This is a genomic window from Mesorhizobium neociceri, from assembly GCF_013520985.1.
Classification (GTDB): Bacteria; Pseudomonadota; Alphaproteobacteria; order Rhizobiales; family Rhizobiaceae; genus Mesorhizobium; species Mesorhizobium neociceri.
Genome location: NZ_JACDTY010000003.1, coordinates 418,248 through 442,170, shown reverse-complemented (window position 1 = coordinate 442,170; position 23,923 = coordinate 418,248). Strand labels below are relative to the sequence as shown.

At 62.6% G+C, this 23,923-nt stretch carries 21 protein-coding genes; 9 read left to right on the top strand and 12 right to left on the bottom strand.

The window, feature by feature from the left end:
* Positions 1-32: 32 nt before the first annotated feature.
* The 8 genes from H0241_RS10130 to H0241_RS10095 all read right to left on the bottom strand — a co-directional run bounded on the left by H0241_RS10130 (position 33) and on the right by H0241_RS10095 (position 7,532).
* Positions 33-788 carry an ABC transporter permease gene (locus H0241_RS10130; protein WP_181057261.1) on the bottom strand — a complete coding sequence of 252 codons (756 nt, stop codon included), beginning with the start codon at positions 786-788 and terminating at the stop codon, positions 33-35.
* On the bottom strand, positions 785-1,585 hold the full coding sequence (locus H0241_RS10125; protein ID WP_181057260.1) for an ABC transporter ATP-binding protein: 801 nt from the start codon (positions 1,583-1,585) through the stop codon (positions 785-787). The genes H0241_RS10130 and H0241_RS10125 overlap by 4 nt, the downstream gene beginning before the upstream one ends.
* A 68-nt stretch (positions 1,586-1,653) precedes the next feature.
* Positions 1,654-2,682, bottom strand: a complete 1,029-nt coding sequence (locus H0241_RS10120) for an ABC transporter substrate-binding protein (protein ID WP_181057295.1) — start codon at positions 2,680-2,682, stop codon at positions 1,654-1,656.
* 87 nt (positions 2,683-2,769) lie between these two features.
* Entirely contained in the window at positions 2,770-3,207 is a 438-nt protein-coding gene (locus H0241_RS10115) for a VOC family protein (protein ID WP_181057259.1), read from the bottom strand.
* 2 nt (positions 3,208-3,209) lie between these two features.
* Complete coding sequence (locus H0241_RS10110; RefSeq protein ID WP_181057258.1) at positions 3,210-3,953, bottom strand: FadR/GntR family transcriptional regulator; 744 nt, start codon at positions 3,951-3,953, stop codon at positions 3,210-3,212.
* The gene (locus H0241_RS10105) at positions 3,950-5,320 is read right to left on the bottom strand and encodes an FAD-binding oxidoreductase (RefSeq protein ID WP_235984203.1); all 1,371 of its coding nucleotides are present in this window, start codon (positions 5,318-5,320) and stop codon (positions 3,950-3,952) included. Before H0241_RS10105 ends, H0241_RS10110 begins: the two co-directional genes overlap by 4 nt.
* 324 nt (positions 5,321-5,644) lie before the next feature.
* Positions 5,645-6,922 carry a M23 family metallopeptidase gene (locus H0241_RS10100; protein ID WP_181057256.1) on the bottom strand — a complete coding sequence of 426 codons (1,278 nt, stop codon included), beginning with the start codon at positions 6,920-6,922 and terminating at the stop codon, positions 5,645-5,647.
* A 142-nt stretch (positions 6,923-7,064) separates the two neighbouring features.
* Positions 7,065-7,532 carry a peroxiredoxin gene (locus H0241_RS10095; RefSeq protein ID WP_181057255.1) on the bottom strand — a complete coding sequence of 156 codons (468 nt, stop codon included), beginning with the start codon at positions 7,530-7,532 and terminating at the stop codon, positions 7,065-7,067.
* Positions 7,533-7,627: 95 nt separating this feature from the next.
* Here H0241_RS10095 and H0241_RS10090 point away from each other — a divergent pair, with 95 nt between their 5' ends.
* Both H0241_RS10090 and H0241_RS10080 read left to right on the top strand, forming a co-directional pair.
* Positions 7,628-11,014 (top strand): YhdP family protein, encoded by a 3,387-nt coding sequence (locus H0241_RS10090; RefSeq protein WP_181057254.1) that lies wholly within the window; start codon positions 7,628-7,630, stop codon positions 11,012-11,014.
* Between the two features lie 363 nt (positions 11,015-11,377).
* The gene (locus H0241_RS10080; RefSeq protein ID WP_210284829.1) at positions 11,378-12,205 is read left to right on the top strand and encodes a winged helix-turn-helix transcriptional regulator; all 828 of its coding nucleotides are present in this window, start codon (positions 11,378-11,380) and stop codon (positions 12,203-12,205) included.
* A 205-nt stretch (positions 12,206-12,410) separates the two neighbouring features.
* On the opposite strand, the gene tyrS is transcribed toward H0241_RS10080, so the two are convergent.
* Positions 12,411-13,664, bottom strand: coding sequence for a tyrosine--tRNA ligase (gene tyrS, locus H0241_RS10075; RefSeq protein ID WP_181057252.1), 1,254 nt, complete (start codon positions 13,662-13,664; stop codon positions 12,411-12,413).
* A gap of 268 nt (positions 13,665-13,932) precedes the next feature.
* Here tyrS and H0241_RS10070 point away from each other — a divergent pair, with 268 nt between their 5' ends.
* Genes H0241_RS10070 through H0241_RS36215 form a run of 4 tightly spaced genes read left to right on the top strand, consistent with a single transcriptional unit; the run spans position 13,933 to position 17,530 of the window.
* The gene (locus H0241_RS10070) at positions 13,933-14,667 is read left to right on the top strand and encodes a glycosyltransferase family 2 protein (protein WP_181057251.1); all 735 of its coding nucleotides are present in this window, start codon (positions 13,933-13,935) and stop codon (positions 14,665-14,667) included.
* Complete coding sequence (locus tag H0241_RS10065) at positions 14,660-14,995, top strand: lipid-A-disaccharide synthase N-terminal domain-containing protein (RefSeq protein ID WP_181057250.1); 336 nt, start codon at positions 14,660-14,662, stop codon at positions 14,993-14,995. Before H0241_RS10070 ends, H0241_RS10065 begins: the two co-directional genes overlap by 8 nt.
* A 31-nt stretch (positions 14,996-15,026) precedes the next feature.
* Complete coding sequence (locus H0241_RS10060; RefSeq protein ID WP_181057249.1) at positions 15,027-16,670, top strand: ArnT family glycosyltransferase; 1,644 nt, start codon at positions 15,027-15,029, stop codon at positions 16,668-16,670.
* Positions 16,667-17,530 (top strand): phosphatase PAP2 family protein, encoded by an 864-nt coding sequence (locus tag H0241_RS36215; RefSeq protein WP_181057248.1) that lies wholly within the window; start codon positions 16,667-16,669, stop codon positions 17,528-17,530. Before H0241_RS10060 ends, H0241_RS36215 begins: the two co-directional genes overlap by 4 nt.
* Before the next feature lie 358 nt (positions 17,531-17,888).
* Here the strand turns inward: H0241_RS36215 and H0241_RS10050 are convergent, their stop codons facing one another.
* From H0241_RS10050 to H0241_RS10040, 3 genes are all read right to left on the bottom strand, one after another.
* Positions 17,889-18,710, bottom strand: coding sequence for an arylamine N-acetyltransferase family protein (locus H0241_RS10050; protein ID WP_181057247.1), 822 nt, complete (start codon positions 18,708-18,710; stop codon positions 17,889-17,891).
* 339 nt (positions 18,711-19,049) lie between these two features.
* On the bottom strand, positions 19,050-19,706 hold the full coding sequence (locus tag H0241_RS10045; RefSeq protein ID WP_181057246.1) for an FMN-binding negative transcriptional regulator: 657 nt from the start codon (positions 19,704-19,706) through the stop codon (positions 19,050-19,052).
* Positions 19,707-19,864: 158 nt separating this feature from the next.
* Entirely contained in the window at positions 19,865-20,539 is a 675-nt protein-coding gene (locus H0241_RS10040; RefSeq protein WP_181057245.1) for an alpha/beta hydrolase, read from the bottom strand.
* Between the two features lie 240 nt (positions 20,540-20,779).
* Between H0241_RS10040 and H0241_RS10035 the strand changes: the two genes are divergently transcribed.
* From H0241_RS10035 to H0241_RS10025, 3 genes are all read left to right on the top strand, one after another.
* Complete coding sequence (locus H0241_RS10035; RefSeq protein ID WP_181057244.1) at positions 20,780-21,943, top strand: cysteine desulfurase family protein; 1,164 nt, start codon at positions 20,780-20,782, stop codon at positions 21,941-21,943.
* A gap of 188 nt (positions 21,944-22,131) precedes the next feature.
* Complete coding sequence (gene sufB, locus H0241_RS10030) at positions 22,132-23,649, top strand: Fe-S cluster assembly protein SufB (RefSeq protein WP_023700863.1); 1,518 nt, start codon at positions 22,132-22,134, stop codon at positions 23,647-23,649.
* A complete protein-coding gene (locus tag H0241_RS10025) occupies positions 23,646-23,846 on the top strand; it encodes a hypothetical protein (RefSeq protein WP_181057243.1) in 201 nt (66 codons plus the stop codon). Before sufB ends, H0241_RS10025 begins: the two co-directional genes overlap by 4 nt.
* Positions 23,847-23,923 lie beyond the last annotated feature (77 nt).

The window sequence follows — 23,923 nt, the reverse complement described above, 5'->3', positions numbered from 1 at the left end:
CGCCACCGCGCTTCCGCCCGACGGGGATCCGCTCAGTATCGGATCGCCCGGCGCTCGATCAGAACAACGAGGCAAAACAGGACGATCGACAGGCCCGATGACAGCACGATCGCCGCGTAGAGGCGGTCCGACTGGTAGTTGAAGCTCGCCTGGATGATCAATGCGCCAAGCCCTTTGTCGGAGCCGATCCATTCGCCGACAATGGCGCCGATCACGGCTGTGGCCGAGGCGATGCGCAACGATGAAAACAGCATCGGCAAAGCGCGCGGCAGGCGCAGGCTCCAGAACACTTCCCAGCGTGTCGCCGACAGCACCCGGAACAGCTCGTGCTCGTTGCTGCTGGCCGAATCCAGGCCGCGGATCATGTTGACCAGCGTCGGGAAGAAGCAGATCACCGCCGCAATGACGATCTTCGGTGTCATGCCCAGCCCGAAGATCAGCATGATGATCGGCGACAGCGCCAGGATGGGGATGGTGTTGAAGAACAGCACGATCGGGAAATAGGCCGCCTGCAGCACGCGATTGTGCACGAACAGCACAGCCAGGAGCACGCCGGCGAGATTGCCGATGGCGAAGCCGGCCAGCGCCTCGATCAGAGTCGGCCAGAGGTTGCCGAGCAGCAGGGACAAGCTTTTCTGGAAGACACCCAGGATCGCTGTCGGCGTCGGAACAATATACGCCGGCACGCCAAGCCAGGGCAGCAGGAACTGCCAGGTGAGAAGGATGGAAGCGGCGCCGAGAACGGGCAATGCGATCGCCAGCGTGGGTGGCAACGGCTCCTGTCTCATGAGGCCAGTTCCAGCGCTTTGCGCAGGTCCGCCATGGCCGCGACGATTGTCCCGTCTTCGCGCGAGCAGCGGTTGCCGTCCTGCTTGAACGGCCGCATGTCCAGGTCCTTGACTAGGCGTCCGGGATTGGCGGCAAGCACGATGACGCGTTCGCCGAGATAGGCGGCTTCGGCGATCGAATGGGTGACGAACAGGATGGTCGTGCCGGTGCGCCGCCACAGCGCCAGCAACTCGTCATTGAGGCGGTCGCGGGTGATTTCGTCGAGCGCGCCGAACGGCTCGTCCATCAACAGCAGCTTCGGCTGTCCGAGCAATGCACGGGCGATCGCCACGCGCTGCCGTTGGCCGCCGGAAAGCTGGTGCGGCAGGCGCTCGCCGAACCCGCCTAGCCCCATCAGTTCCAGCAACTCCTCTGAGCGATCTTCGATCTGGCGCGTCAGGCTGCCTTGCCCGACACCAAGCGGCAAACGCACATTATCGCGCACTGTGCGCCAGGGCAGCAGCGTCGAATCCTGAAAGACGAAGCCGACATCCCGGCGTGAGCGCACCGCATGCGGCGTGTCGCCAAGCACGCTGATCGTGCCGCCGAGCGGATCGAGCAGGTCGGCAACGACCCTGAGCAAGGTCGACTTGCCGCAGCCCGATGGCCCAAGGATCGACAGGAAGGAGCCGGCCGCGACGGTCAGGTCGAGGCCGGAGAGCACTTTGACGGCCGAATGCCGGCCGCCATAGCCGACATCCAGCCTCTGAGCCTCGATCGCGTTCGGCGTTAGATCAGCATGAAGTTTGATCGTCATGCTGATCTAACTCTTTGCTGGAGCATGATCTTTTCCAAAAACCGGTTCCCACTTTTTGGGATCATGCTCTAGGCAGCGGGCGCGTCGAGCTTGGGCCGATCGGCGGCCGAGAGTTCGAGGATTTTGGTGGTGTAAACGTCAGCCGCGGCCGGGCGTCCATTCGGGTATTGTCCGACCTTGTCCAGCAGCGCCAGCTGCTCCTCGATCGAGGAGGGGTCGAACGTTCCCCATCCGTCCTTGGCAGTCGTGCCGTCGAAGGACAGCTTCAGCACCAGATTGACGGTCTTTTCCTCCCAGCCGAGATCCATTTCCGGATAGGCCGCGACCATCTTCTTCACCGCTTCCTGCGGGTTGGCGTGCACCCAGCCCCAGCCCTTGCCGACGGCGCCGATGAACTTGGCCAGGGTCTCCGGATCCTTCTCGATGGCTGCATCGGTGGCGAAGTAGACATCGGCGTAAGAGCTCAGCCCGAGGTCGCGCACCAGAAGGTCGATGCGGTCGTCACCGACGACGCTCAAGGCCTGCGTGTTGGTGATCCAGCCGCCGATGGCGTCGACGTCGCCGCGCACCAGCGGGCCCTTGTCGAAGCCGACATTGACGACGGTGACGTCAGCCGGGTCGATGCCGTTCTTGGCCAGGATTTCGTCGATGACAAAGCGCGCTGTCGGCTGGATGCCGATCTTCTTGCCCTTGAGGTCGGCGACGCCGCGGATCGGCTTGGCCGGCTTGGAGGTGAAGGCATAGGGACCGGTGCGGAAACCGCAGGCGATGATCTTGACCGGCACGCCGCTGGCGCGCGCTGCAAACAGCTGCGGCGTTTCGGAGAATTGGCCGAGCTGGGCAGAACCCGAGACGACCGGCGGCACGGTGGCGGAATTCGGTCCGCCTGGGCTGAATTCCACGTCGAGGCCGGCGTCCTTGAAGTAGCCGTTGGCGACGGCGGCGATGTCGCCGATCTGTCCGTTCGACACCAGCCAGTCGTATTGGATGACGACCTTGCCGGCTGCTTTGGCGCCCGGCGTCAGCACCAGCTGCATGCCAGCGGACGCGGCTGCCACGGCGGCGATGCCGGATGTCACGAAGCTGCGGCGGTTCATGTTGTATCGGTTGTTCCCACTCATTTTTCGCTCCTGTTGCAAGCGTTGCTCTGTTCATTGCGCACCGCTCCCACGGCGCGCTGTCGTCTACGGCTGTTCGTCGTGGTAGTCGCCGGGGCCGCCGTCGAGCCAGGCGTATAATTCCCAGAGCGTGTCGTCCGGGTCGGTGAAGTAGGCGCAGCGCGCGTTCCAGACATAGTCTTGCGGCGGGCCATAGAAGGGCACGCCTTTGGCGCTGAGCTCGCTGTGCAGGCGGTCGATATCGCTAGGCGTATCGAGCTTGACCGCCACGCAGACCTTGTGCGCCTGGCGCGGCGATTTGAGCTTCGACACGCCGGTATGCTGGCTGATGTGGTCGATCTCCCACGCCGCCAGCGTCACGCCTTCGCCATGGAAATCGGCGAAGCCTTCGGCACGGCGGCGCAGCCGGAAGCCGAGTTTCTCGACATAAAAATCCACCGTACGCCCGATGTCCTCGACCAGCAGGCAGATATCCGAAATCGCGTAGGCGCCCCCGAGCGGCATGGCTAAATCCCCTTGCCAGTCGGCACGCGCCGCGCCGCCGGCAGCTTGACGCCGACGCGCTCGGCGGCGCCGATGATGTGGGCGCGCATCGCTGCTTCAGCGGCTATCGCGTCGCCGGCAACCAGCGCCTCGTAGATGCGCACATGCTCGCCGACATTGACCTCGACCAGATCGTGCAAGGGGTTGGTCTGCCGCGCGTAATAGATCGAGCGGCGGATCTGCTCGCAAACGAAGGAAATGAAGGTGTGGATGTAGCTATTGCCGGTGGCGCGCGCGATCTCGCGATGGAACAGAAGATCGGCGTCGATGCTGCCTTCCTCCCAGCGCTCCTCGCCGCTCATCCGGTCGAGCGCCGCCTTGATGGCGTCGAGATGCTCCTGGCCGCGCCGCTCGGCGGCAAGCGCGGCGGATTCGGCCTCCAGGATGCAGCGCAGCTCGAACAGCCGTTCCATGTTCTGGCCTTCCCTGAGCGCTTCGCCATCGATGCGGATCGAGGCCCGCTGCTCCGGCGCCAGCACGAAGGCGCCTATGCCTTGCCGCGCCTCGATCATGCCGTCGGCGCGGAGCTGCGCGATCGCCTCGCGCACGACGTTGCGGCTGACGCCGAATTTTTCCGAAAGCTCCTGTTCCGTCGGCAGCCGCGTACCCGGACTGAGATCGCCCGATTCGATCTCGCGGCCGAGGAACGTCGCGACGCGGTGCGGAAGCGTCTCGACGGTGCCGATTGCGGCCAATCTTTGCTTCATGGAACGGTCTCCGTTGCCGGCAGAAGGCAGCCGGGGTTCATCAGCCCTTGCGGGTCGAGTGCACTTTTCAGCGTACCGATAAGCCGGCGATGGACCGGCGCCAGCCCGGCCATGAAGGTGCGGTGGCGGGTGCGGCCGATGCCATGTTCGGCGCTGATCGAGCCGCCGAGCGCATGGACGATCCGGTAGAGCCCGGCGGTGATGTCGGCGCCCCGGGCGCGAGCCTCGCGCTCGTCGAGCGCTTCCGGCGGCAGCACGTTGAAATGGATGTTGCCGTCGCCGGCATGGCCGTACACCAGCGGCAGCCATCCTTGATGCTCCAGCGCAACAAAGCGGCGCGCCTGATCGATGAGGGCAGGGATATCCGAGATCCGCACCGAAAGATCGGTGCGCACATGATAGCCGCGCTTGGCCTGGCCCTCGACCAGCCCTTCGCGGATTGCCCAGAAGGATTTTGCCTGGGCGCCGCTTTCGGCAAGCACGGCGTCGATGACCTGACCGCTCTCCATAGCCTCACCAAGGAAATCGACCAGCAACGTGCGCAGGTCGATGGCCGCACTGGCCGACAGTTCGATTAGCACATGCACCGGAGCCTCGACCGGCGACACAATGTTGGCGTCGATCAGGCGCGCCAGCGCCATGCATTCCGAACCGATGATCTCGAAGGCCGACATCAGATCGGCCGAGGCGCGGCGGGCCTGTCGGAACAGCGCGACCGCGGCTTCGAACGAGGCAAGGCCGAGATAGGCGGTCTCGGTCCGGACGGGCTTTGGAAACAGTTTCAGCTCGACGCCGGTGATGATGCCGAGCGTGCCTTCCGAACCGATGAAAAGCTGCTTCAGATCGTAGCCGGTGTTGTTCTTGCGCAGACCGGAAAAGCCGTCCCACAATTCGCCGTCCGGCAACACCACTTCGAGGCCGAGGATGAGGTCGCGCGCCATGCCGTAGCGCAGCACATTGATGCCGCCGGCATTGCTGGCCGCGTTGCCGCCGATCTGGCAACTGCCCTGGGCGCCGAGGGCCAGCGGGAACAGGCAGTCCTGCGCGTCGGCGGCGTCCTTGACGGTCTGCAGGATGCAGCCGGCATCGGCCTGCAGCACGAAATTGTCGGCGTCGACGCGGCGGATGGCGTTCAGCCGCTCGAGGCTGATGACCACGGAGTTTTGCGTCTCGATGTCGATCGCTCCCGCCACCAGGCCGGTATTGCCGCCTTGCGGAATGATGCCGAGCCCGAGCGAGGCGCACAGCCGCACCACCGCCTGGACTTCGGCCACCGAAGCCGGCCGCAGCACGGCAAGTGCTGCGCCATGATGATCGCCCGACCAGTCGCCGAGATATTTCGCCATGCCCACGGCATCGGCGGTCATGCCGTTATGCCCGACAGCGTCTTGCAGGGCGCCGAGAGCGTCTGGCGAAAGAGCATGCATGGTCATCAGCGGCCGTGAAATGATGTTGGGCTGTAGGGTGATACATATCATCCTACAACTGACATCGTGTCAACGCGGCTGCGTTTGCCAACAGTAGACAATTCACAACGGCTTGTGTGCTTGAGAGGCCGTCCGCGGCTTGGCCGCCTTCACGCGGAGCGAATACTTAGCCTGACACGGCCAGCGGGAACCGCTAGGCTGGATCGCCGAAATCAGTCGAGATGGGTGCGAAAGCGGGTAGGGCACCAACTCGTGGCCTTGACCCTACAGATACTGCTCGACTTTCTTGCCGACGGTCAGGAAGCGCAGCGGGTCGATGGCTTCGCCATTGTGGCGGACTTCGTAGTGTAGATGCGGGCCGGTCGAACGGCCGCTGCTGCCGGTCTTGCCGACGACGTCGCCGGCCGCCAGCTTCTGCCCGACTTCGACGTCGATTTCGCTCAAATGCCCATAGCGGGTGGCAAAGCCATTGCCATGGTCGACCTCGACCATGCGGCCATAGCCGCCGTTCCAGCCGGCCTTGGTGACGACACCGGCTGCCGTGACCTTTGCCGCCATGCCGATCGGCGCGCGGAAATCCATACCAGAATGCAGGGCTGCGGTGCCAAGGATCGGGTCGGTGCGCACGCCGAACGGACTGGTGACGGAGTGGCCGGGGGCCGGGTTGGCGAGCGGCAGCCGCCGCGCCTCTTTCTTCAGCTGGTCGAGCGTATCCAGCGCCTCGTCAAGTTCCTTGACCTTGCTGTCGAACATCATCGAGGAGTCGAGCGGGATCAGCGGCCCGCCGACATCGCTTTCGTTTTTGCCGAAATCGCTGTCGACAGGCAGGCCGGCCGCCTCGAGCGCCTGCGTGATGGCATCGGCGTTCTTGTAGGCATTGTCGGCAAGCGTGGCGATACGGGTGAGCTGCTGGCTTTCGATGGCCTTCAGCGAATCGTTGATCGAGACGAACAGTTTGTCGGCACGATCCGCCGCCGTTTCGCTGGGCAGCGGATCGGAGCGGGTCGACCACAGCGAGAACGGCCTGGTGTCGGCCGAACCGAGGCTGGCGACCGAATAGGCCAGGGGCTCGCTGCCGGTCAGTTCGGCATGCTCGTCGGGCTTTGCCGCCACATCCGCGGCGGCCGGCGTTCCGACTTCGTTTTCCGCCCGTTCGAGAATCGGACCGAGGCGGCCATGACGCTGGCTGAGCTGGCTCTGCCGCTCGAGCAGTTCGCTGACCTTGGTTTCCATCAGTTTCTGGTCGAGAAGCTGGCGGCTGGTGATGCGGTCGACCTGGGCGCGCAATGCCGAGATGCGATCCTCATAGGCCTGCTGCATGCGCGCCTGCCTGGCCGTGGTGGCGCCGATCAGATCGTCACGCAGAACCAGATAGGAGGTTGCCAGAAGATAGCCGATAGCGATTGCCGCAAGTGCCGAACCAAGAAAGGCGACGAGCCACGGTCGGATGGTGAAATGCCGTATCTCATTGCCGCGCGCAATGATGACCGTATGAGGCTCCCTGCGCCTGCCGAAGACCGTTGACTGACCGGTTGGGTTCACGGGACCAAGCTTTCGTTACGACACCAACGAAGCCTGATTACACATTATTAGGGTTAACAAAGGTTTGCCGCGGGCGCCGTCTGGCAAGGATTGCGCGCGAAACGAGCGGCAGGTTGTAGCAGGTAGCGAGATCGGTGGCGCGTCAGAGCGCGCGCACCGCCTCCAGCACCGCTTCGGCGTGCCCCTTCACGCGGACCTTGCGCCAGATGCCGGCGATCCGGCCGTCCTTGCCGATCAGGAACGTCGCCCGTTCGACGCCCATGTAGTTGCGGCCATACATCGTCTTTTCGACCCACAGATTGTAGGCCTCGATCACTTTGCGCTCTTCGTCGGCAACCAGGTCGACGGTGAGATCGTATTTGGTTTTGAACTTGTCGTGCTTCTTCACGCTGTCCGGCGACAGGCCGATCACGACGGCGCCGGCCTTCTCAAATTCCGGCTTCATCTGCGAGAAGCTGATCGCCTCATTGGTGCAACTTGTGGTGTCGTCCTGCGGATAGAAGTAAAGTACGACGGGTTTTCCCCGCAACGCGGCAAGGCTGAGCGAGCCGCCGCCGTCGCGCGGAAGGTCGAATTGCGGAGCAGCGTCGCCAATGTCGAGATCAGCCATATCGATGCCCTTGTTTGAGGTTACGCGCCAGGCTGCATCGTTATAGTGTCGAGCGGGGATTCGTCCACGATCGAATTCGTACAACGGAAAATTGCGTGGATCAGGAAGAACCGCAGCACGAGAAGATCCGATTCAGGCGTGACGAGATCACCGACCTGGGGACTTTCCCGTCTGCTTGCAGCGTGCCGCCGCTCGGCAAGGCACGCATCGGCCGTGGCTTTCGCATTCTTGCCCGCCTGTTTGCCGGCGTTGCAGCCCTGGTGCTGCTGGCGGCCGTTGCCGTCTATGTCATCGGCGCCACCGGCATCGGCAGCGAGCGGCTGCGGGCGGAAGCCGAAACGGCGATCGAGAAACTCGCCGGTTTCGACGTCAATGTCGCCGTCGGCCCGGCCCGCCTGACACTCGACGGCTCGAGCTTCATTGCGCTGCAGGTCAACGACGTCAGCGTCAAGACCGCCGACGGCAAGCCGATGGCCGATGCCGGGCGTGTGCGTTTCGGCATCCGTCTGATACCGCTGTTTTCGGGCGAGGTGCGGCTGACCAGCGCCAGGATTTCCGACGCCCATATCGTCACCGCGGCAATGCCGTCGGGCGGCGACTGGACAGCCGAGCTGCGCAATCAAGACGGCCTCATCGATCCGGAAAAGCTGGCCGCCGCCGTCTTCGGCCACGTCAACCACGCGCTCGATGCCGTGCGCGAGGATTCGATGCGCCGCATTGATCTCAAGAATGTCGCGTTCGAACTACCCGAGGCCGGCTCGGTCAAGCTGGTCAACATTGCCAATGCCACCGTGCTTCAGTCTGGCCCGGGCAGCATGGAGTTTTCGTCAGAGGCGGATGTCGATGGCCGCGCGCTTACGGTCACGGCCACCGCTACCCGCGATACGACCTCCCTGCGGGTCACTGCGTTGAACGCGGCCATCGACATGGCGGCCATTGCAGAGACAACGCCAGCGGCCGGTGGAAAAACCGGCGCGATCGCTTTGAAGCTGACGGGAACCGAAGGCTCGGGCGACAGCGATTCCCGACTGACGGCCTCACTGTCGCTAACCGGCTCGGTGCTCGACCTCGGCACACGCGGGCTGTTGCCGGTCGACGTCGACGCCGACGCCACCCTTGTCTCCGGCTCCAACAAGATCGATGTCGGCCGGCTGGTTTTGGAGACCGGCCGTTCGACATTCAATTTCGCCGGCTCGATCGGGCCAAAGCCGCCGACCGGTGCGGCGGGCGAGGAGCCTTCCTATCGCTACGACCTGACCAGCGACGGCTCGACGCTGGCGCCTTCGGACTCGCCCGAGCCGGCGCTGAATTTCTTCGCCCGCATCGCCGGCGTCTATCAGATCAAAAGCCGCAAGCTCATCGCCGAGCAGATCGGCGTCAGGTCGGGGTCGGGCAGCGAGGTTCTGGGCACAGCCGCACTAGCGTTCATCGACAACGGACCGCCGGGCATTTCGCTGTCGCTCAACGTCCACGACATGCCGGTCTCGCATGTCAAGCAATTGTGGCCCTGGTTTTCAGCCAAAAATGCCCGGCTGTGGGTGCTGCAGAACCTGTTTGGCGGCCGCGTCGTCGACGCCAACCTGCAGTTCCAGGTCGTGCCGGGCCGCCTCGGCAACGGCGTGCCGCTTTCGGCTGACGAGGTGTTCGGCCGGTTCCAGGTCGAGGGCTCGCGCTTCGACACTGCCGGCCGCATCCCGCCGATCCGCGATGCCATTGGCGTGGTTTCCTTCCACGGCAACGATGTCGACATCGCGCTGGCCTCGGGCAGCGTCTATATGCCGAGCGGCCGCACCGTGGCGGCAAGCAATGGCACGCTCGCGGTGAAGGCGGCGAACCACCCGCCGGTGATCGGCGCGCTCGAAATCGACGTCGCCGGCGAGGCGCCGGCCATCGCCGAGCTCGCCTCCTATGAACCGATCAACGCCATGCGCCATGTCGGCATTGCGCCGGACGACCTGTCCGGCACGGTGACCGGCCACGTCAAGGCCGACATTCCGCTGCAGTCCGGTGTCGACACTTCGAAGCTCGATTGGCTGGTGTCGCTCGACTACAAGGACCTGTCGCTCGCCAAGCCGTTCGAAGATCAGACGGTGACCGATGCCGACGGTTCGATCGAGGTCGGACCCGACAAGGCGGTGATCTCGGCCGACGCGAAGCTGAACGGCATTCCGGCCGAGCTCGACCTAGTCGAGCCGCTCAGGGATGACGGACCGCCGCGCAGCCGCAAGGTGGCCCTTGTGCTCGACGACAAGACGCGCGCCATCGCCATGCCTGGCTTGTCGCCGCTGATTTCCGGCACCATCAAGGTGGCGATCGACAAGAGCGGTGAAGGCGGCAGCCAGAACGTCGCGGTCGACCTGACCAGCGCCAGGCTGGACATTCCGTGGGCCGGCTGGAGCAAAGGGCCGGGCATTCCCGCCAATGCCACTTTCACCATGGCGAAGTCGGGCGATACGACAACGCTGTCCGACTTCGATCTTGACGGAAAGAGCTTTTCTGTCGAAGGCGATGTCGTCCTGGTCAAGGGCGCGCTGTCGTCGGCGCGCTTCAGCAAGGTCGCCTTGAACCGGGGCGACGACGTCGCAGTGACGGTGAAGCGGTCGGGAAAAGGCTTTGCCGTCGACGTCAGCGGCTATGCGCTCGACGCCCGCTCGCTGATCAAGCAGTTCACCTCCGACGTCGACACCGCCACCAAGACCACCGGCTCGGATGCGGTGTCGGTCAGCGCCGATGTCAATTCGCTCACCGGGTTCCACGACGAGGTCCTGTCCAATTTGAAGCTCGACTACAGCGCCGCCGGTTCCAAGGTAAACGGGCTCAAGGTCAGCGCCACGGCAAGTTCGGGCGCCGCCATCACCATCAGCAATACGACGGGCAACGGCGCGCGCGCACTCAACATGACGTCGGCCGACGCCGGCGCCATATTGCGCTTCCTCAACATCTACGAACACATGGAAGGCGGATCGATCACGCTGTCGCTCAGCGGCGCGGCCGACGGGCCGATGCGGGGCCAGGTCGATTCGAGCAACTTCTTCATTGTCGACGAACCGAAGCTCGCCTCGATCGTCTCGACCACGCCGGCCGGCGACAGCCGCAGCCTGAATGAAGCGGTCAAAGGCAAGATCGACACCTCGCGGGTGAAATTCGAACGCGGCTTTACCGAGATCGACAAGGGGTCCGGCTACCTGAAGCTGGCCAATGGCGTGCTGCGCGGCCCGCGCATCGGCACCACTTTCCAGGGCACGCTCTACGACCAGAACAACAATATGGACATGACCGGAACGTTCATGCCGGCCTATGGCCTCAACCGCATCTTCGGCGAGTTGCCGCTGGTCGGCGCGTTGCTCGGCAATGGCCGGGATCGCGGCCTGATCGGCGTCACCTACCGGCTCAAGGGCAACGCCAACAAGCCGGTGCTGGACATCAACCCGCTATCGGTGATCGCGCCGGGCATTTTCCGGTCGATCTTCGAGTATCGGTAAGAGCCGGAACAACTCTTAATCTACCAGTTCCCCGACCTGCACCGGGCGGCAGTCTCGAGTTCCGATGCAACTGTCTGGGAGAACCCCTTCGAACAGGCCGCCTCCAGATCGTGCCGGATCAGGCCGATGTCCTGCCATTCCTGATCCGAAAGCTTGCCAAGAGATCGCTTGATGTCTCTGCGGATGCGCATTTCGCTCGCGATGGCAATGCATCGATCGGCGAATTGCACAAGGATCGCGCTTCCAAAATAGTAGCTAGCTCGGTTGGCTGACGTCATTGTCATTGAGAAACCTCCTGCGATTTGCATTGCGGTCGTTTCGACTTGTGCAGGCAGGTTCGCAGTTGGTGGCCGAGTTCGACTAGTGCTGGGACTGACCGATTCCGGTTCAGTTTCTGAACTGGCGCCGCCATCTGTTGACCTGTACTTTCATCGCGGAAGGATTTGGCCCGTGCCACAGAGACCCTATGGACTACTCTGCCCGATCTCTCGGGCCTGCGAGGTCTTGGAGCCACGGTGGACGATCCAGATACTGACGGAGCTTTGGGCCGGATCGACGCGGTTCAACGACATTCGCCGGGGTGTCGGCTACATCTCGTCTGGCCTGTTGTCGAAGCGCTTGAAGGAGTTGGAAGCCGCAGGATTGATCGAGCGCCTCGAAGACAGGGCGGCCGGAACTGTGGATTACGTCCGCACCGAAAAGGCGATCCTGCTGGAACCGGCACTGAACGCGCTTGCTGAATGGGCTCAGTGCAACATCGATGCCGACCTTGCGCTGCGCGACACAAATGTATCCACGCTGATGTGGAATGTTCGGCGCCGGAAGATCAACATGCTGGAGTTGCCCAACCGGCGCACTGTCATTCGCTTTCATTTCAACGACGATCCTCCGCCGGACTACCCTACATATTGGCTCGTCGCCCAACCGGGCAGCCCCGAGCCTGAACTCTGCACGACAGATCCGGGCGTTGATGTCGACTTGTTTGTCGAAACCTGCGTCGTATCTCTCGGCGGCATTCTTACGGGTCGCGCCAGCATTGATCGCGAGATTCAGCAGGGTGCTTTGTTTCTGAGCGGAAATGCAGGGCTGGCGCGCACAATGCACCGCTGGCTTCGCGGTTCCAGTTACGCAGCAATCGCAGGGATTGCGACGCTGTACCAAGGAAGTGTCCTGCCGAACCGATCGCAATGATGGAGATCGTGAAGGCGCGAAACTGCTCCCGCCACTGACCCAGCGCAACATCGCCGAAGGGCCGCTCTTGGCGCCACGTGCTCGTTCCTATCGGCCATTGTCCGCGGCCAGCTAGTTGATTTCAAAAATGAAATCGGGTTTTGAAAAATCATGGTCGAGCAGAAGGATAGAGCCCCCGATTCCATCGGGATGGATCAGGCTCTGATCAGACCGGCCGCACAAGCACGTGCTTTTTCTTGCCCACTGAAAGCTTTGCAACGTTTTCCGGACTCAAATCCTGAGGCGTTACCATCCGGCGGTCGTCCGCCACCGGCTGGTCGTTGAGGCGCACGGCGCCGCCCTGGATGTGACGCCGCGCTTCGCCGTTGGACCCGGCAAGGCCTGCAGTGACCAGCAGCGACAGGATGCCGATGCCGGCCTCCAGCGCGGCGCCTTCCACCTCGACGGTCGGCAGGGTTTCAGCGGTCACGCCTTCCTCGAACGTCTTGCGCGCGGTTTCTTCGGCCTGTTGGGCGGCCTCGCGGCCGTGCACGATGGCCGTGGTTTCCGTCGCCAGAACCTTCTTGGCCTCGTTGATCTCCGAGCCGCCAAGAGCTGCCAGCTTTGCTATCTCCGACAACGGCAGGCGGGTGAAGATCTTCAGGAAGCGCTCGACGTCGGCGTCTTCGGTGTTGCGCCAGTACTGCCAGAAATCGTACGGCGAGAAGAGGTCGCCATTCAACCACACCGCGCCCTTGGCCGACTTGCCCATCTTGGCGCCGGACGATGTCGTCAGAAGCGGCGTCGTCAGCGCGTAGAGCTGCGACGTGCCCATGCGGTGGCCGAGGTCGACGCCGTTGATGATGTTGCCCCACTGGTCCGAACCGCCCATCTGCAGCCGGCAGTCATGGCGGCGGCTGAGCTCGACGAAATCATAGCCCTGCAGGATCATGTAGTTGAATTCTAGGAACGACAGCGACTGCTCGCGATCGAGCCTGAGCTTCACGCTGTCGAAGGTCAGCATCCGGTTGACCGAAAAATGTCGGCCGACATCGCGCAGGAACTCGACATAGTTGAGCTTCATCAGCCAGTCGGCATTGTTGACCATGATGGCGTCGTTGGCACCGTCGCCGAAGCGCAGGATGCGGCCAAAAATGCGCTTGATGCCTTCGATGTTGGTGGTGATCGCCTCGGGCGTCAAAAGGCTGCGCTGGTCATCGCGGAAGGACGGGTCGCCGATCATCGAGGTGCCGCCGCCCATCAGCGCGATCGGCCGGTGGCCGGTCTCCTGCATCCAGTAGAGCATGGTCGCCGATATCAGGTTGCCGATATGCAGGCTGGTCGCGGTGGCATCGTAGCCGACATAGGCGGTTACCGTTTCCTTCGCGAAAAGTTGATCCAGACCGGTCTCATCCGAGATCTGGTGGATGAAGCCGCGCTCGCTCATGACGCGCAGGAAATCGGATTTGAAGCCGGCCATTTTTTCTTCCTGAAAGCGCCGGGCCTGAACCGCCCGGCGTGATATGAACGCGGGCGTTTAGCATCCAAGCGCGTTTAGCAAAAGTGGTTTCCGGTTATGTATCCGCACTGGCGGCACATGTTGCACTGCCCGCGCGAGCTTGCTTCATCGTGCCGGCTGGCGTAATGAGGCGCCGCGCCAACGGGTTCTTGCAGCCTTCGATCCGCTGGAACGGCACCGCACGGCATCCACCAAATGCCATATCCTGTGACAGAGCCCGACGCGACATATGCCGGACGCATTGATATCCATCGTCATTCCCTGCCGCAACGAGGCGGCGAACCTGCCGCTTCTGATCGACGAGATCGAGGCCGCGATGACCGGGCGCGACTTCGAAATCATCATCGTCAATGACGGTTCGACCGACGATACGGCTTCCGTGCTTGCCGCCGAGGCGGCCAAACGCCCGTTTCCGCTTCGTCAGCTGCGCCACGAAAAATCCGCCGGCCAGTCGCTTTCGGTGCGCTCCGGCGCCTGGGCGGCGCGTGGCACGATCGTCGCCACCATCGACGGTGACGGTCAAAACGACCCGCAATACATCCCCGTGCTGGTCGACGCGCTGCGCCAGGCCGGATCTGGTTTCGGCGCCGCGCAAGGCCAGCGGCTGAAGCGTCGCGACAGCAAGATCAAGCAATTGGCGTCGCGCTTCGCCAACTGGCTGCGTGGCGCGATCCTGCATGACGACACCCGCGACACCGGCTGCGGCCTGAAGGCGATCCACACCGATATCCTGCGCAAACTGCCGTTCTTCGACGGCACGCATCGTTTTGTTCCGGCGCTGGTCATCCAGGAAGGCTACCGCGTCGTCCACTGCGACGTCGTCGACCGCTCGCGCCGCCACGGCAAGTCGAATTACGGCATCTTCGACCGCGGCCTGCAAGGCGCGCTCGATCTCGCCGGCGTCTGGTGGCTTCGGCGCCGGCGCCGCAGAATGCCTAAGGTAGAGGAAATCACGCATGGCTAACGTGTTTCAGGAACTGGCGACCTGGCTGCATCAGGTTTTCATCAAGCAGTTCGACGCCTGGATCTTGCTCGGCTTCGTCGCCCAGTTCTTCTTCACCATGCGCTTTGTCGTGCAGTGGCTTGCCTCGGAAAAGGCTAAGCGCAGCGTCGTGCCGGTCGCCTTCTGGTTCTTTTCCCTGTTCGGCGGCGGCCTGCTGCTGATCTATGCGATCGTGCGTCAGGATCCGGTGTTCATCGCCGGCCAGGCCATGGGCATGCTGATCTATATCAGGAACCTCTGGCTCATCGCCAATGAGCGCAAGGCGGCGGCGATGACCAAGGTCGACTAGGAAGTCTCGAAGGCAGGATCCGGTGGTCGCAATGAACAGGAATTATGTCCTGCTTTTCCTGTTCAGCCTGCTGCTGACGGCCAGCGGGCTGGCTTCACTGCCGCCGATCGACCGCGATGAATCGCGTTTCGTCCAGGCCACCAAGCAGATGGTCGAAACTGGCGACTATGTCGACATCCGCTTCCAGGACATGTCACGCTACCAGAAGCCGGTCGGCATCTACTGGCTGCAATCGGCGGCCGTGGCGCTGAGCGGCGAGGGGGCCGGGGCGCCGATCTGGGTCTATCGCCTGGTCTCGGCGCTGGGCATCGCCATTACCGTCGTGGCGATCGCGTGGACAGGCGCCAGTCTTTTCGGCGCCAATGCCGGCCTCGCGGCCGGACTGATCATGGCAGCGATCTTCGCCACCGCCTTCGAAGGCCGCGACGCCAAGACCGACGCCATGCTTCTGGCCTGCTGCGTTGCCGCGCAAGGCGCCCTGGCGCGGATCTACACGGCGTCGCGCCGCAACGAACCGGTGGCCGGCCATCTCTGGTGGATATTCTGGGTGGCGCAAGGCATTGCGATCCTGATCAAGGGACCGATCGCGCCTCTGTTGTCGGTGCTGACGGTTGCCGCGCTGTTCGCTTTCGAGCGTGATGGGCGCTGGTTGAAAAACCTGAAAGTCGGCCGCGGCCTTCTGATCGTGCTCTTGATCGCGCTGCCCTGGCTTGCGCTGATCACCTGGAAGAGCCACGGCGCCTTCCTGCAGCAGGCGGTCGGCAAGGACATGCTGGGCAAGGTCGCCTCAGGGGAGGAATCGCACGGCATTCCGCCCGGTTTCTATGTGCTGACTTATTCGCTGTTCATGTGGCCGTTCGGGCTGATCGCCGTCGGCGCCGGGCTGCAGGCGCTCAACCGCTTGCGCGACGATCCGCGCCTGCGCTTTTGCCTTGCCTGGTACATCCCGTTCTGGCTGGTGTTCGAGTTGATCCCGACCAAGCTGCCGCATTATGTGCTGCCGGCCTATCCTGGCATGGCGCTGCTGGTCGGCTGGCTTCTGACCCTTCAACGGGACGACGCCAATGCGCCGCTCAAGCGCTGGCAGTCATGGCTTTGGTGGTCGACCGCCTTCGGTCTTGGCTTGGTCAGCATCGGCCTGGCCGTCGTCTCGGTTGGCGCGCCGATTTATCTCGCCAAGGCATTCTCGTGGTGGAGCATTCCGGCCGCACTTGCCGCACTCGTCACCGGCTATCTCGCCTTCCCCCGCCGTTTGCAGGTGCCGCTCCCCCGCATCGGCGCGATCGCGGCCGGCGCCGGCATCACCCTTGGCTTGCTGTTCGGAATGATCGCCCCGTCGCTGAAGCCGATCTGGCTGAGCCCGGCGATCAAGGCCGCGGTCGACGCGAACCGTCCCTGCGACACGACCGTGCTTGCCTCGGCGCCGTATCACGAACCGAGCCTTGTCTTTCTGGTCGGGACCAAGACAATCCTGACCGATGTCGACGGCGTCGCCGTACACCTGCTCGGCGATCCGGCCTGCGCGCTCGGGCTGGCGCCTGTCGCCGACGAGAAGAAGCTGAACGACATGCTGGCCGCGCAAGGCAAGACGGCCAACCGCCTGGCCGAGATCGACGGCCTCAATTATTCCTCGGGCGACAGACTATCGCTTGGCCTCTACCGGGTGGCCAAGTGAAAACCCCCGTGACGCCGTCTGTGGTGTTTCGTCGGTCGCGCGACAATTTCCTCGATACGGTGCGCATCGTGCGGCGGCGCTTTGCCGCGCGCAAAGCCTACTATCCCAGCATCGCCTGGCCGGTCTGGCTGCTGGCCGGGATCCTGCTTGCCGCTGCCGCCTTCGTTCACCTCGACCGGGCGGCAGGCGTCCTCTGGGGGGAATGGCCGCCTCGGCTTGCTAGGTTTACTGAGTTTTTCACCGTTTTTGGCCTCGGCGGCTGGTATCTGATCCCGGCAGCCGCCTTGCTCGTAGCCGCCAATCTGACGGATTGGCGAAGCCTTTCCAGGCGATCGCGGATGCTGGTTTACAACTGGACCTGCTTTGCCTTCCTGGTGCTTGGCGGAGTTGGCCTGTCGGGCCTTGCGGTCAATGTGCTGAAATACGGCATCGGCCGGGCGCGGCCGCTCTATTTCGACAATTTCGGCGTGCTGTCGCTGCATCCGTTCGCCATAAATGCCCGCTTTGCCGCTTTTCCATCCGGCCACGCCACCACCATGGGCGCCGTGTTCGGCATCGCTCTGCTGCTGTTTCCAAAGCGCTGGTACGTCGCCCTGGCGATCACCGCCTGCATCGCCTCCACCCGGGTGTTCGTCGGCGCTCATTACCCAAGCGACACGGTTGCCGGTTTCGGCCTCGGCTGCGCCGTCGCGATCCTGTGCGGGCTTATCCTTGCGCGGCTCGGCTTCATGTTCCGCCGGACATCGGCGAAGCTGCCCGTCCGCAAGACGACCTTTCGGTTGGCAGGATATGGCGGGACAGGAAACAAAAGACTGGCGTCCAGAACGGGCGAAGATCGCGTCGCCGCGAACCGGCCTTAGGGTCAAAACTCAATCCGTCAGGGTCGCCAATGGCTGGGATGGATGGGAAGATGCCGTTCGGCTCAATAGCCAGAGTGCGCACGTTGCGCCAGAAAACTGTCATCCGCAGCCATTTCTCGAATGACCGCAGTTGGCCGAGAGCGGACGGCAGCTTTAAGGTACAAATAGTCGGAAACGGACGTTGAGGCACCCTGCTTGCATAGTTGTGAACTGACCCGTTGCGGACTTCAACATGTGAGCGTTGAATGACTGCTTCGCCACATTGGCGGACACATCGCGAGGTTGAGATTATGAACCTTACTTGCGGGACATATTTATGGGAGAAGCGAGCCGTGAAGCCGGCAGTCGTCGCTATACATCATTGTACTGATTGAAACAACTTTTCCTGAACCAAGTCGAGGAAACGCTCGGGTTCTGGCAGTTGAATTTCGAACTCTTCTTCAAGCACTTTTACGAGTTGCTCCGGGTTGGCTAGCTCTCGGCTTTCCTTGGTTCCGTCCCCATGATGCCTCGTTAGTCGTCTATCCAGCAGAGCAATACGGCCTGCGCTTAGCGCACGGGCCGCAATCAGCTTTGTGCGGAACAAAGACGTTGGATTCGTCGAAAGAAAGTAGTTTGAGATCGAATAGTCTACCGCAAACTGTTCCGAGAGATCGAAGCGGTATAATGTCCACCATGTCCCGGTATTCACCTGCAAGTGGTAGAAGCCGCCTGTTACGAGAATACGAAATGTCTCATGCGGAGTATGCTGCTCGATATCTGGCCGCAGTAGCAATGGTCCCGTCTGGGTCAGTCCACCGAAGCCGACGTCTGCAAGCCATGTTTGGCCGTCAAGTTCCACCCTGAGCAGCATGTGCGAACGAGCGGTTACTGCCCCTTCCGGCTGGTTCCACAACACGCGCGCTCCGAGACCCGACACCGCGAACCCAAGCGCTCTAAGTACCTCAATAAAGAGCAGATTGTGCTCGAAGCAATAGCCACCGCGCCGACCGCCAACCATCTTTCGCTGCAGATTTGGAAGATCAAGTTCGACAGGTCGAAGCAGGAATGGATCGAGATTCTCGAAAGGGATCGTTTGCGGATGGAGCCGGTGAATTGACTTGAGCACGTCGAGCGTAGGTGCCGCCGGGCCATCATAACCGATACGGTCGAAGTAAGCGGCAAGGTCGAGGTCTGACATCGGCACGGGCACACCGTCATCAACGTTTCCTGACGTAAGCGCAAGAGGGCGTCCCTCGCAACCCCCGTTAGCCGGTTCTTGGCCACCTTCGACCCAAGCGTCCTTGCCGGCAGGGTCTGCTTTCGGGCAGCGGCAAAGCTGTATCTACGGCTGACATGCGGCGCAACCGCTATCTCGAGCGTGGTCGCCGCCAGTGTCTGCTTTCAGGCGGTGGCAAAGCTCACCTCAACGGCCGACATAAGGCGCAGAGCTGCCGTTCGCGTCATGTAAAACATACGCTGCTTCGGTCGAACTCGGTCGTTCAGAGTGATTGGGTTGACCCAAGAACCTCGGCCTCAGTTATTCGCGTTCAATTCCGCCATAGGCTCTGACCAGTCCGGCCATATCCGGCGCGCTGGCGCCGGGCGTTTCGCTTTCCAGCCCTTCGGCGACGCCGACGCGGTCGGCGACAGGGCGGTTCTGGCTGACCTTCCACTTGCCGCTGATCTCGGCGATCTCGATTTCCAGCCCGACAATGCCCTTGATCTGTGACTGGATGAAAGTCGGTGGCGCATCGGTCACCGCCCACGGCGCCGCGCGGCTGCCTTCCTGCGACAGCGTCAGATCGGAAATCTGCTGCGCGATCCAGGCGGGATCCTCAATCACCTTGACCGTGCCACGCACCTGGACGATGGCGTAGTTCCAGGTCGGCACGACCTTGCCGGTCTCGCGCTTGGTCTCATACCAGGACGGCGTCACATAGGCGTCGGCGCCCTGGAACACCACCAGCACCGGCGATGCCGGGTTGTCCGCCAGCAGGCGCCATTGCGGATTGGCGCGCGCCAGATGGGCGCGCAGCCTGCCGTTCGGCGCCACGTCGGCATCGAGCAGGAACGGAATGGCGTTGGCGACAGGTCCGTCCTGCCCGTTTGAAATCAGCAACCCCAACGGATGGGCGCGGATCAGCCCGTGCAGGACGTCTTGGCGCGTCTCTATGAAATGAGGAGGTTGGTACATGATCGGTCACGCCTTCTTCGGCTAGCTGAACTGGTAGTGTGCACCGTTCGGCCAAGCCGCGCCACATGTCAGGCGGGCTTCACCGTTTGGATCAGCCGAAACGGCATTGTCGCGCCCGTCATTGGACACGACTGTGCATGGCATCAGATCAGGAGACCTTAGCGCAGCCGCTTCGGCCGCGGATCGGACAATTCGCCTGCCAGCCGGCGGTCGAGATAGTCGGCGCATTCCTCGAGCAGCAGCTCGGAATCGTTGGAGAAGAAATGATTGGCGCCGGGCAAGGTCTTCTGCGTGATGGTGATGCCCTTTTGCGTGTGCAGCTTGTCGACCAGGCCTTGCACATCCTTGGGTGGTGCCACCTTGTCGGCGTCGCCGTGGATGATCAGGCCCGATGACGGGCAGGGCGCCAGGAACGAAAAATCATAGGTGTTGGGCTGCGGCGCGATCGAGATGAAGCCTTCGATCTCCGGACGGCGCATCAACAGCTGCATGCCGATCCACGAGCCGAAGGAATAGCCGGCGACCCAGCAGCTCTTGGAATCCGGATGCAGCGACTGCACCCAGTCCAGCGCCGCGGCCGCATCCGACAACTCGCCGGTGCCGTGGTCGAATTCGCCCTGGCTGCGGCCGATGCCGCGGAAATTGAAGCGAAGCGTGGTGAAATCGCGCTTCTGGAACATATAGAAGAGGTCATAGACGATCTTGTTGTTCATCGTGCCGCCGAACTGCGGATGCGGGTGCAACACGATGGCAATCGGCGCGCTCTTTTCCTTGGAAGGCTGGTAGCGACCCTCCAGGCGGCCGGCCGGACCGGTGAAAATGACCTCAGGCATAAAATACTCCACATGGCATACGAATGCGCGGCGCCCGGAACAACTCTTTCCTCTGGCCTTGACGCAGGGCGAGCGTCTTCTTAGAAGCTAGTTTAGAATTGTTCAAAACTGGATAGCCAGCCGTGACGGCTCGGCCATCCGCGCCGCAAGCCGCGTAAATAGGACGTCTTGCCTTGCAATTTCAAGGAAATAACGCGCTATCCCTGCGGATTGGGTTTTGACGGGATCGATTGAGTGAAAATGGCCGCAGCACGCGCCTATCTCGACTATAACGCCAGCGCGCCGCTCCTTGCCGAGGCGCGTGAGGCGATGCTTGCCGCGCTCGATCTCGTCGCCAATCCGTCCTCGGTGCATGCCGAAGGCCGCACCGCGCGCAGACTGATCGATGCTGCCCGGCGTGACGTGGCTTCGCTGGTCAACGCCAGGGTCGAACATGTCGTGTTCACCTCCGGCGCGACCGAGGCCGCCTCGACGCTTTTGACGCCGGATTGGCAGATGGGCCGTGGCACGGTGCGCATGAGCCGGCTCTATGTCTGCGAAGCCGATCATCCTTGCCTGCTCAATGGCGGCCGTTTTCCGGCCGCGCTGGTGACGCGGATTGGCGTCGATGCCAGAGGCATTGCCGATCTCGCTCAACTGACGGCCGCTATGGCCGCGCATGACAAGGCCGAAGGCCTGCCGCTGGTGGCGATCCATGCCGCCAACAACGAAACCGGCGTTATCCAGCCGGTCGAGGCCATCGCTGCCATCGTCAAGGCGGCGGGCGGCATTCTGGTGGTCGACGCCGTGCAGGCTGCAGGCCGTGTTTCCATCGATATGTCAGCGCCTTACGCCGACTATTTGATTCTGTCTTCGCACAAGATCGGCGGCCCCAGGGGCGTCGGCGCCATCATTGCGGCGGCCGATCTGATGATGCCGAAGCCGCTGATCAATGGCGGCGGCCAGGAAAAAGGCCATCGCGGCGGCACCGAAAACCTGGCGGCCATCGCCGGCTTCGGCGCCGCGGCACGGCAGGCTCTGGCGGGGCTGAACGACGTCGATGCGCTCGCGCGTCGCCGCAGTGAAGTCGAAACCATCATCAAAACACTGGTGCCGGACGCAGAAATCTACGGAACCGGCGCGCCAAGGCTTGCCAACACGACATTCTTCGCTATTCCCGGCGTCAAGGCCGAGACGGCGCAGATCGCTTTCGATCTGGCAGGCGTGGCGTTATCGGCGGGATCGGCCTGTTCGTCGGGCAAGGTCGGGCCGAGCCATGTGCTGAAAGCCATGGGTTATGGCGACAGCCTCGGCGCTTTGCGCGTGTCCATCGGCCACGCAACAAGTGCGGGGGATATTGACCTGTTCCGTGCTGCGCTGGCGGGTATTGCCCAGCGCCGGGCTGGCAGGGAACAAGCCGCCTGAGGCGGCGAAAAGAAATTCAGGCCTTGCGGCCTGGTAGAGCCGTGCGTTTGCAAGTGGCCGGGTGAATTCCCGGTCGAGACGCACTATATGGAACTTACGCCGCTTCCGGCGCCCCAAGGGGCAGCCGTTGGCGATGCCATAGTTTGAAAACTGTCGGGCCTTGACCCCGGCGTGGATGGAGAACGCTTATGCCTGCTGTGCAGGACACGATCGATCGGGTCCGAAAGATCGACGTCGACCAGTACAAATACGGATTCCAGACAGAGATCGCGATGGACAAGGCCCCCAAGGGCCTGAGCGAAGACATCATTCGCTTCATCTCGGCCAAGAAGGATGAACCGTCCTGGATGCTGGAATGGCGTCTGGAAGCTTATCGGCGCTGGCTGACGCTGGAAGAGCCGACCTGGGCGCGCGTCCACTATCCGAAGATCGACTTCCAGGACCTCTATTACTATGCGGCGCCCAAGAGCACGCCCGGCCCGACCTCGCTGAGCGACGTCGATCCCGAACTGCTGAAGGTCTATGAGAAGCTCGGCATTCCGCTGCGGGAACAGGAAATCCTCGCCGGCGTGCAGAAGACCGACGCGTCCGATCTCGAGGAGCCCAGCGACAACGTCTACAAATCGGGACGTGTCGCCGTCGACGCGGTGTTCGATTCCGTCTCCGTCGTCACCACCTTCAAGAAGGAGCTGGCGCAGGCCGGCGTCATCTTCTGCTCGATCTCGGAAGCCATCCGCGAGCACCCCGAACTGGTCCAGAAATATCTCGGCTCGGTCGTGCCGACCTCCGACAATTTCTACGCCACGCTGAATTCGGCCGTGTTCACTGATGGTTCCTTCGTTTTCGTGCCCAAGGGCGTGCGCTGCCCGATGGAGCTGTCGACCTATTTCCGCATGAACGAGAAGAACACCGGCCAGTTCGAGCGCACGCTGATCATCGCCGAGGAGGGGGCTTACGTCTCCTATCTCGAAGGCTGCACGGCGCCGCAGCGCGACGAGAACCAGCTGCATGCCGCGGTGGTTGAGCTGGTGGCGCTCGACGATGCCGAGATCAAGTATTCGACGGTGCAGAACTGGTACCCCGGCGACGCCGAGGGCAAGGGCGGCATCTACAATTTCGTCACCAAGCGCGGCGACTGCCGCGGCGACCGTTCGAAGATCTCGTGGACGCAGGTCGAGACCGGCTCGGCTATCACCTGGAAATATCCGAGCTGCATCCTGCGCGGCGACGATTCCTCGGGCGAGTTCTATTCGATCGCCGTGTCGAACGGTTATCAGCAGGTCGATAGCGGCACCAAGATGATCCATCTCGGCAAGAACACGTCGAGCCGCATCATCTCCAAGGGCATTGCCGCCGGCTTCTCGCAGAACACCTATCGCGGCCAGGTCTCGGCGCACCGCAAGGCGACCAATGCCCGCAACTTCACCAATTGCGATAGTCTGCTGATCGGCGACCAGTGCGGCGCGCACACCGTGCCCTACATGGAAGCCAAGAACTCGACGGCGCAGTTCGAGCACGAAGCCACGACCTCGAAGATTTCCGAGGACCAGAAGTTCTACGTCATGCAGCGCGGCATCCCTGAAGAGGAAGCGATCGCACTGATCGTCAACGGCTTCGTCAAGGATGTCATCCAGCAGCTGCCGATGGAGTTCGCGGTCGAAGCACAGAAGCTGATCGGCATCAGCCTTGAGGGAAGCGTGGGGTGACAAAGGCGCGCAAACGCAACTCTGGAGGAGAGCACGTCTATCTGAAGGATCGGATGGACAGTTGGTCTGCCGGTTTAGAGCTTGCGTTTTTGTTATGCGCGTTGGGGCTTGCGCTGCTCGCGGCGGCCTATTCGCCGGATGGCTTTTGGCAGGGGCTTTGGGAAGCCCTGATCCAGTTTTGGAATAACCGGGCTTAGGCGCTCGGATAGGCAGTGCGATGGATACAGGAAGGATAGCGACCCCTCGGACGTTCAGGATCGTGCGCAAAGCACGG

Bases quoted from the DNA above. Each gene is read 5' to 3' on its own strand.
- H0241_RS10130 (WP_181057261.1), bottom strand. From the start codon at position 788: ATGAGACAGGAGCCGTTGCCACCCACGCTGGCGATCGCATTGCCCGTT.
- H0241_RS10125 (WP_181057260.1), bottom strand. From the start codon at position 1,585: ATGACGATCAAACTTCATGCTGATCTAACGCCGAACGCGATCGAGGCT.
- H0241_RS10120 (WP_181057295.1), bottom strand. From the start codon at position 2,682: ATGAACCGCCGCAGCTTCGTGACATCCGGCATCGCCGCCGTGGCAGCC.
- H0241_RS10115 (WP_181057259.1), bottom strand. From the start codon at position 3,207: ATGCCGCTCGGGGGCGCCTACGCGATTTCGGATATCTGCCTGCTGGTC.
- H0241_RS10110 (WP_181057258.1), bottom strand. From the start codon at position 3,953: ATGAAGCAAAGATTGGCCGCAATCGGCACCGTCGAGACGCTTCCGCAC.
- H0241_RS10105 (WP_235984203.1), bottom strand. From the start codon at position 5,320: ATGACCGCCGATGCCGTGGGCATGGCGAAATATCTCGGCGACTGGTCG.
- H0241_RS10095 (WP_181057255.1), bottom strand. From the start codon at position 7,532: ATGGCTGATCTCGACATTGGCGACGCTGCTCCGCAATTCGACCTTCCG.
- tyrS (WP_181057252.1), bottom strand. From the start codon at position 13,664: ATGGCCGGCTTCAAATCCGATTTCCTGCGCGTCATGAGCGAGCGCGGC.
- H0241_RS10070 (WP_181057251.1), top strand. From the start codon at position 13,933: ATGCCGGACGCATTGATATCCATCGTCATTCCCTGCCGCAACGAGGCG.
- H0241_RS10065 (WP_181057250.1), top strand. From the start codon at position 14,660: ATGGCTAACGTGTTTCAGGAACTGGCGACCTGGCTGCATCAGGTTTTC.
- H0241_RS10060 (WP_181057249.1), top strand. From the start codon at position 15,027: ATGAACAGGAATTATGTCCTGCTTTTCCTGTTCAGCCTGCTGCTGACG.
- H0241_RS10050 (WP_181057247.1), bottom strand. From the start codon at position 18,710: ATGTCAGACCTCGACCTTGCCGCTTACTTCGACCGTATCGGTTATGAT.
- H0241_RS10045 (WP_181057246.1), bottom strand. From the start codon at position 19,706: ATGTACCAACCTCCTCATTTCATAGAGACGCGCCAAGACGTCCTGCAC.
- H0241_RS10040 (WP_181057245.1), bottom strand. From the start codon at position 20,539: ATGCCTGAGGTCATTTTCACCGGTCCGGCCGGCCGCCTGGAGGGTCGC.
- H0241_RS10035 (WP_181057244.1), top strand. From the start codon at position 20,780: ATGGCCGCAGCACGCGCCTATCTCGACTATAACGCCAGCGCGCCGCTC.
- sufB (WP_023700863.1), top strand. From the start codon at position 22,132: ATGCCTGCTGTGCAGGACACGATCGATCGGGTCCGAAAGATCGACGTC.